8 protein-coding genes are annotated in these 7808 nt (G+C 68.1%); all 8 read left to right on the forward strand.

Annotation, left to right across the window (positions count from 1 at the left end; genetic code table 11):
• The first annotated feature begins 148 nt into the window (after positions 1-148).
• Complete coding sequence (locus FV228_RS15150; RefSeq protein WP_147855379.1) at positions 149-574, forward strand: hypothetical protein; 426 nt, start codon at positions 149-151, stop codon at positions 572-574.
• Positions 571-975 (forward strand): type II toxin-antitoxin system death-on-curing family toxin, encoded by a 405-nt coding sequence (locus FV228_RS15155; protein WP_147855380.1) that lies wholly within the window; start codon positions 571-573, stop codon positions 973-975. The genes FV228_RS15150 and FV228_RS15155 overlap by 4 nt, the downstream gene beginning before the upstream one ends.
• Positions 976-1060: 85 nt before the next feature.
• The gene (locus tag FV228_RS15160; RefSeq protein WP_147855381.1) at positions 1061-2422 is read left to right on the forward strand and encodes an AarF/ABC1/UbiB kinase family protein; all 1362 of its coding nucleotides are present in this window, start codon (positions 1061-1063) and stop codon (positions 2420-2422) included.
• Between the two features lie 124 nt (positions 2423-2546).
• A complete protein-coding gene (locus FV228_RS15165) occupies positions 2547-2840 on the forward strand; it encodes an aa3-type cytochrome c oxidase subunit IV (RefSeq protein WP_147855382.1) in 294 nt (97 codons plus the stop codon).
• A 188-nt stretch (positions 2841-3028) separates the two neighbouring features.
• Positions 3029-4258 (forward strand): Re/Si-specific NAD(P)(+) transhydrogenase subunit alpha, encoded by a 1230-nt coding sequence (locus FV228_RS15170; RefSeq protein ID WP_147855383.1) that lies wholly within the window; start codon positions 3029-3031, stop codon positions 4256-4258.
• A 24-nt stretch (positions 4259-4282) separates the two neighbouring features.
• On the forward strand, positions 4283-4738 hold the full coding sequence (locus tag FV228_RS15175; RefSeq protein WP_147855384.1) for a proton-translocating transhydrogenase family protein: 456 nt from the start codon (positions 4283-4285) through the stop codon (positions 4736-4738).
• A gap of 4 nt (positions 4739-4742) precedes the next feature.
• Positions 4743-6140: an NAD(P)(+) transhydrogenase (Re/Si-specific) subunit beta gene (locus FV228_RS15180; protein WP_147855385.1), complete on the forward strand. Its 1398-nt coding sequence runs from the start codon at positions 4743-4745 to the stop codon at positions 6138-6140.
• A 136-nt stretch (positions 6141-6276) separates the two neighbouring features.
• On the forward strand, positions 6277-7808 hold a 1532-nt coding region (recJ, locus tag FV228_RS15185), incomplete at its 3' end, for a single-stranded-DNA-specific exonuclease RecJ (protein ID WP_147855386.1).

The raw sequence follows: 7808 nt of genomic DNA on the forward strand, positions 1-7808 counted from the left end.
TTTGGTCCTTTGGGGGTGGGGTTTTTGCGGGGGTTTGTTGGTCTTGTTGTTTTTTTGCCTCTTTTTCTTCCGCGGCCCCCTCCAACGTTGCGCTGCGCAACGTTGACTGACGCCGCTAAGCCGTTACATGAGTCTCTAGGAGATTCTCATGAACGCAAGTCATGCCGCCTTCTTCGACCGTCCCGAAGCCGCCGCCATCAGGAGGATCCTGACCGGTCCCGAAAAAATCCCGCAATACGAACTGCTGAGCCGCCTGGAGATCCCGGCCGTGCAGGCGGTGGTTTGGGACATCGAGCCGATCATCGAAAGTTTTGATCCGGCGACACGTAATCACGCGATCCAATCGACCGGCGCATTGATCGGAGATCTACTAACGGCACGAGGATTCCGCATCGCTCGGGACGCGCGTGGCGAAAAGCGCCGTGGCCGCGTGCGGAAAGCGAAATTCGTCAAGTCCGGCACGATCTGGGAGATGCCCGCTGAGCCAAACGGAAGCCACGCCGAGAAGGTGGCAGCGATCATGGATGACATCATGGATCGCTACCGGAACACTCTCGCCGAGTTGGCGAAATGATCGAGGATCGGACCGATGACGAACCGGAATGGTTGACGACCGCTGACGTCATCAACGCACACGCGAAACAGCTCCGCATCTTCGGCGGGGCGTCCGGGATCCGGGATCCGGGCGCACTCGAATCGGCATTGGGCCGTCCGATCAACCGGTGGCGCTACGAAGGTACGGAGCTTCCTGAACTTGCTGCAGCCTATGCTTTCGGCATCGTCCGCAATCATCCGTTCGTCGATGGTAACAAACGCGCCGGGTTCTTGGCGATGCTCGGCTTCTTACTGCTGAACAATGTGCGGTTTGCTCCGGACAAAGCGGAAGCGACTGCCGTCATCCTCGGCCTCGCGGCGGGCGAGATCGACGAATCCGGCCTGACCCGTTGGATCCGAGACAACTGGCCGGCCGGCTGAGACGCCGCGGCGCAGCGACCCGGCGCTCTGGTGCGCCGCCGGCGAAGGCTTATGTCCAAGTCTGCACCGAGGAAGATCCTGGACAATGGCCGAGACCGACCGCGAAGCCAATCGCTTCTCCGCCCGCGCGGGCCGCTACGCCAGCGTAGGCGCCAATGTCGGCGGCGTCGCCGCGCGGATGGCGATGTCCCGGCTGTTCGGCAAGGAGGGGACGACCAGCGCAGCGGCCCTGGCGCAGGCTCTCGGCGGGTTGAAAGGCCCGATCATGAAGGTGGCGCAGCTTCTGGCCACCATTCCCGACCTGCTGCCGCCCGAATACGCGGCGGAACTCCAGAAGCTCCAGGCCGACGCGCCACCCATGGGCGCCGCATTCGTGAAGCGCCGGATGCAATCCGAGCTGGGGATCGGCTGGCAGGGCCGATTCGGCAGTTTCGACCTGAAGCCCGCGGCCGCGGCCTCGCTGGGACAGGTCCACCGGGCGACCACGACGGATGGCGAATTGCTGGCCTGCAAGCTCCAGTATCCCGACATGCAATCGGCCGTGGAGGCCGACCTGAAGCAGCTCGAGATCGCCTTCGCGCTTCACCGGCGCATGAACAGCTGGCTCGATACCCGCGAGATCGCCAAGGAGATCGGCGCCCGGGTCCGCGAGGAACTGGATTACGAGCACGAGGCGAAGCACGCCAGCCTTTACGGCGAGGTCCTCAAGGATATCGACGCCGTGCGTGTGCCGCGGGTCTATCCGGACCTGTCGACCAAGCGCCTGCTCACCCTGAGCTGGCTCGACGGCGCCAAGATCCTGAGCTTCGCCGAGGAGCCCGTCGAGGTTCGCAACCGCATCGCGCAGTCGATGTTCAAGGCGTGGTGGCACCCGTTCAGCCGTGCGGCCGTCATCCACGGCGACCCGCATCTCGGCAACTACACGGTCTTCTCCGAGGGCGGCGAGGCGGCCGGCATCAACCTGCTGGATTACGGCTGCGTGCGGATCTTCCATCCCCGCTTCGTCGGCGGCGTCGTCGATCTGTATCGGGGCCTGCTGGAGGACGATGGCGCGCGAATCGTCCACGCCTACGAGGTCTGGGGCTTCAAGAACCTCGACAAGGAGAAGATCGAGATCCTGAACATCTGGGCGCGGTTCATTTATGGCCCGCTCCTGGAGGATCGCACCCGCACCGTGGCCGATGGGGTCAAGCCGGGCGAGTACGGCCGGAGTCAGGCGTTCCAGGTGCACCAGGCTCTAAAGGAGCGGGGCCCGGTGACGGTGCCGCAGGAGTTCGTGTTCATGGACCGCGCCGCCGTGGGCCTCGGAGCGGTGTTCCTCCATCTCCGCTCGGAGCTGAACTATCACCAGCTGTTCGAGGCCGAGATCGAGCACTTCTCGCTGGAGGAGCTGGCGCAGCGGCAGAGTCAGATCCTGACCCAGGCCGGATTGCCGATGCCGGCCTAGTTGGCCCTTCGGGAGTCCACCGAGGGGGCAATCAACTTGCGTGCGTCCGATTGCGGCAGGAAAACGCTTGAGCTACATCCCAATGCGACCACAAGAAGTCGCATCCAAGGGAAACGAGCGCACGATGGCCGAGAGTGAGACGGTGGGCGGGCACACCTACAGCCCGGCGATGGACGCAAGCACCCACGAGCAGACCTATCGCGGCTTCGTTCGCTTCGTCGAGATCGGCACCGGGGTGGTGATCTGCTGGGTGCTGGCCCTCGCCGTGGGCGGCATCCGCGAAGCCTGGCTGCTGGCGATCCTCAGCGTGATCGTGTCGGGTGCCGCTGGCGCCGTCGGGGCGCTGGCCCCCGCGATCGGCTGGCGCGGCCCCCTCGTGGTGGCGATTCTCCTGTTCCTCTACCTGGCCTTCGCCTGATCGCGCGAAGATAACCGCGCGCCTGATTGTGACGAGCGGTTCGATGACGCGTTGAAGCGCGGCTGTCCTGTCGGCAGCCCGCGGGTTACATTCCCACTTATTCCATCAGCGCAATCTTCATTCGCGTCTCGAAAAGCCGTGCCGGTTCGCGCATTCGGGAGGCCAAGCTTATCCAGGGGAAGCCTCGCATGCGCATCGCTGTGCTGTCCGAGACGGACTCTGCGGAGCCGCGGGTGGCCGCGGTCCCGGAGACCGTCAAAAAGTTCAAGGCGCTCGGTGTCGACATCACCGTGCAGGCGGGGGCCGGGCAGAAGGCCGGGGTCCTGGATTCCGAATACGAGGCGGCCGGGGCCGAGATCGCCGGCAGCGCCGCCGACGCGGCACGGGATGCCGACCTTGTCCTGAAGGTCCGGCGGCCGGCCGAAGAGGAGCTGTCGCTGCTCAAGCGCGGCGCCACCGTGGTCGCGATCATGGATCCCTACGGCAACGAGCCCGCGCTGAAGGCGATGGCCGAAGCCGGCGTCTCGGGCTTCGCCATGGAGCTGATGCCCCGCATCACCCGAGCGCAGGTGATGGACGTGCTCTCCTCGCAGGCGAACCTCGCCGGCTATCGCGCGGTCGTCGACGGCGCTGCCGAGTACGGCCGCGCCATGCCGATGATGATGACGGCGGCCGGCACCGTGCCGGCGGCCCGCGTGTTCATCATGGGCGTCGGCGTCGCCGGCCTCCAGGCGATCGCCACGGCCCGGCGCCTGGGCGCGGTGGTGACCGCCACGGACGTGCGCCCCGCCACCAAGGAACAGGTCGAGTCCCTCGGCGCGAAGTTCGTCGCGGTCGAGGACGACGAGTTCAAGCAGGCCGAGACCGCGGGCGGCTACGCCAAGGAGATGTCGGCGGGCTACCAGGCCAAGCAGGCCGAGCTGGTGAAGGGCCACATCGCCAAGCAGGACATCGTCATCACCACGGCGCTGATCCCCGGCCGTCCGGCCCCGAAGCTGGTGTCCGAGGAGATGGTCGCCTCGATGAAGCCCGGCTCGGTCCTGATCGATCTCGCGGTCGAGCGCGGCGGCAACGTCGCGGGCGCCAAGCCGGGTGAGGTGGTGGTGACCGATCGCGGCGTGAAGATCGTCGGCCACACCAACGTGCCGGGGCGCCTCGCCGCAACGGCGTCGAGCCTCTACGCGCGCAACCTCTACGCCTTCGTCGAGACCCTGATCGACAAGGAGTCGAAGGCGCTGGCGATCAACTGGGACGACGAGCTGGTGAAGGCCACCAACCTGACCCGTGACGGTTCCGTGGTCCACGCCTCGTTCCAGGCGAAGACCGACGGACCGGCCTCGGAAGCTGCCGCCGTGGGTCTGGCCAAGTCGGAGACCGGTAAGGCCGAGCCCGCCCCGGCCCCGTCCGACGCCCGCTGAAGACCGATCGCGAGGAGAAGCAGTATGGCAAACCTTGTCGTCCCTCCCGATCAGGCCGCTGATCAGACCCGCGTCCTGGCCGACGCGGCGCGCGCAGCCGCCGATGTCGCCCGCAACGCGGCCGACCAGGCCCAGGCCATCGCGGCCGGGATGGGCCATGGGATCAGCGCCGCCACCGGCGGGGCCGTCGATCCCTTCATCTTCCAGTTCGCCATCTTCGTGCTGGCGATCTTCGTCGGCTACTACGTCGTCTGGTCCGTGACCCCCGCGCTGCACACCCCGCTGATGTCGGTCACCAACGCGATCTCGTCGGTGATCATCGTCGGCGCACTCCTGGCGGCCGGCGTGCCGCTTATGGAGAAGGGCACCGGCTGGGCCCGCGCCTTCGGCTTCATCGGCATCGTGCTGGCCAGCGTGAATATCTTCGGTGGCTTCCTCGTGACCCAGCGCATGCTCGGCATGTACAAGAAGAAGGCCTGAGACGATGTCCCAGAACGTCTCCGCCCTTCTCTACATCGTCGCCGGCGTCCTGTTCATCATGGCGTTGCGGGGGCTCTCGCACCCGACCACGTCGCGGCAGGGTAACCTCTACGGCATGATCGGCATGGCGCTCGCCGTGCTGACCACGCTGATCGGCCATCCGCCGGCCGGCTTCGGCGCCTGGATCCTCGTGATCCTCGGCATCGGCATCGGCGGCGGCGCGGGCGCGGTCATCGCCAAGCGCGTCCCGATGACGGCGATGCCGCAACTCGTGGCCGCGTTCCACTCGCTGGTCGGCTTGGCTGCCGTGGCTGGCGCCGCGGCGACCCTCTACGCGCCGCAGGCGGTGGGCATCCTCGAGAACGGCCACATCCACAAGCAGTCGCTGTTCGAGATGGCGCTGGGCGCCGCGATCGGTGCGATCACCTTCACCGGCTCGGTCATCGCCTTCGCCAAGCTCGACGGGCGGATGTCCGGCAAGCCGATCATGCTGCCCCAGCGGCACCTGATCAACATCGGCATCGCGGTGGCGCTGGTGGTGCTGATCGCCCTGTTCATCGGCAACGAGAGCAAGGCAGTGTTCTGGCTGATCGTGCTGCTGTCCTTCGCTCTGGGCGGCCTGCTCATCATCCCGATCGGCGGCGCCGACATGCCCGTCGTCGTGTCGATGCTCAATTCGTACTCGGGTTGGGCGGCGGCCGGCATCGGCTTCACCCTCGGCAACCTCGCTCTGATCATCACCGGCTCGCTGGTCGGCTCCTCGGGCGCGATCCTGTCGTACATCATGTGCCACGCGATGAACCGGTCGTTCATCTCGGTCATCCTGGGCGGCTTCGGCGGCGATACGGCGGCCGCCGGCCCGGGTCAGGTCGAGACGCGCCCGGTCAAGCAGGGCTCGGCCGACGACGCGGCCTACATCATGAAGAACGCCGAGCGGGTGATCATCGTCCCGGGCTACGGCATGGCGGTCGCGCAGGCGCAGCACTCCCTGCGGGAGATGGCCGACATGCTGAAGAAGGAGGGCGTCGACGTGAAGTACGCCATCCACCCGGTCGCGGGCCGCATGCCGGGCCACATGAACGTGCTGCTCGCGGAGGCGAACGTGCCCTACGACGAGGTGTTCGAGCTGGAGGACATCAACGGCGAGTTCCCGCAGGCCGACGTGGCCTTCGTGATCGGCGCCAACGACGTCACCAACCCGGCCGCGAAGACCGACAAAGCCTCGCCGATCTACGGCATGCCCATCCTGGACGTGGAGCGAGCCAAGACGGTGCTGTTCATCAAGCGCGGCATGGGTTCGGGCTATGCCGGTGTCGAGAACGAGGTGTTCTTCCGCGACAACACCATGATGCTGTTCGGCGACGCCAAGAAGGTGGTCGACAACATCCTCAAGGCGTTCTGAGACACCCTGGGGTTCGGTTTCGGCGAGGGGCGGGCAGCGATGCGCGCCCCTTTGTCGTGCCGGCTCACGGTCGAGCGCGGCCGCTGTTGCTGTCGCGCCCGCGCGTCCGGGGCCGACACGGTGTAGGGTACCGCCCGTGTCCGCCGCCACCGCCTCGCCGATCACCGAACCGCCGCCGTTCCTGGGCGTCTCAGCATCCGTGACCGGACGGCGCTGGCAGGAGCGCTGTGCCGGCCCGGCGGTGCAGAACCAGATCGCCAAGATGGTCCAGGCCCACGGCCTGCCGGAGCTGCTGGCCCGGGTCCTGGCCGGTCGGCAGGTGGCCCCGGACGAGGCCGCCCGGCATCTCGCGCCGCGCCTGCGCGACCTGATGCCGGATCCGGATACGCTTCTCGACATGGATGTGGCCGTGCGGCGGCTGGTCCGCGCGATCCGGCGCGGGGAGATCGTCGCCGTGTTCGGCGATTACGACGTCGACGGCGCGGCCAGCGCCGCGATGCTCGCCGGCTACCTGCGCCAGCTCGGCCTCCGGGCCCCAATCCACATTCCCGACCGGATCACCGAGGGCTACGGACCCAACGTCGCAGCGATCACCGCGCTCGCAGCCGAGGGGGCGACGCTACTGGTCTGCGTCGATTGCGGCACCAGCGGCCACGGCCCGCTGGAGGAGGCCGAGAAGCTTGGCCTCGACGTGATCGTCCTGGACCATCACGCGGCGGCCGAGGTGCTGCCCCCGGCCCGGGCCGTGGTTAACCCGAACCGCCTCGACGACCTCTCCGGACTCGGCCATCTCTGCGCCGCCGGCGTGGTGTTCCTGACCCTCGCCGCCCTGAACCGTGCCCTGCGCCGGGACGGCTTCTTCGGGCCGCATCGCCCCGAGCCGGCGCTCACCGATGCCCTCGACCTCGTGGCGCTGGCGACCGTCGCCGACGTCGTGCCGCTGGTGGGCCTGAACCGCGCCTTCGTGACCCAGGGGCTGACGGTGATGCGCCACCGGGGCCGGACCGGCCTGGCCGCTCTGCTCGACGCCGCCTCGCTCAGCGAGCCGCCGGAAGCGTGGCATCTCGGCTTCGTGCTCGGGCCGCGGATCAATGCCGGCGGCCGGATTGGGGATTCGGCGCTGGGGGCGCGCCTGCTCACCACCGCGGATCCCGCCGAGGCCGCCCGCATCGCCGCGGACCTCGACCGTCTCAACCGCGAGCGTCAGGCCATCGAGGCCCATGCGGTGGCGGAGGCGGAAGCCGAGATGGACCGCGCCCTGACCCTCGATCCGGCACGCGCCGTCCTGGTGACCGGGGACGCCGCATGGCATCCGGGCATCGTCGGGCTGATCGCGGCGCGACTGAAAGAACGCTTCAACCGGCCGGCCTTCGCGTTCGCGATCAGGCCCGACGGCAGCGCCACCGGTTCCGGGCGCTCGATCCCCGGGGCCGATCTCGGCCTGGCCGTCCGGGCCTGCGTCGAGGCCGGTCTGGCGAGCAAGGGCGGCGGCCACGCCATGGCGGCGGGCGTCACCCTGCGGGCCGACGACATCCCGCGCTTCGAGACCCATCTCGCCGCGTTGCTCGGCGCCAGCGTCGCCGTCTCACGGGCCGCCGACGCCCTGCTGATCGACGGCGGGTTGAGCGCCGGCGGCGCAACCGCCGAGACCGTGCGGCTGCTCCAGCG

This window comes from Methylobacterium sp. WL18, assembly GCF_008040015.1.
Taxonomy (GTDB): domain Bacteria; phylum Pseudomonadota; class Alphaproteobacteria; order Rhizobiales; family Beijerinckiaceae; genus Methylobacterium; species Methylobacterium mesophilicum.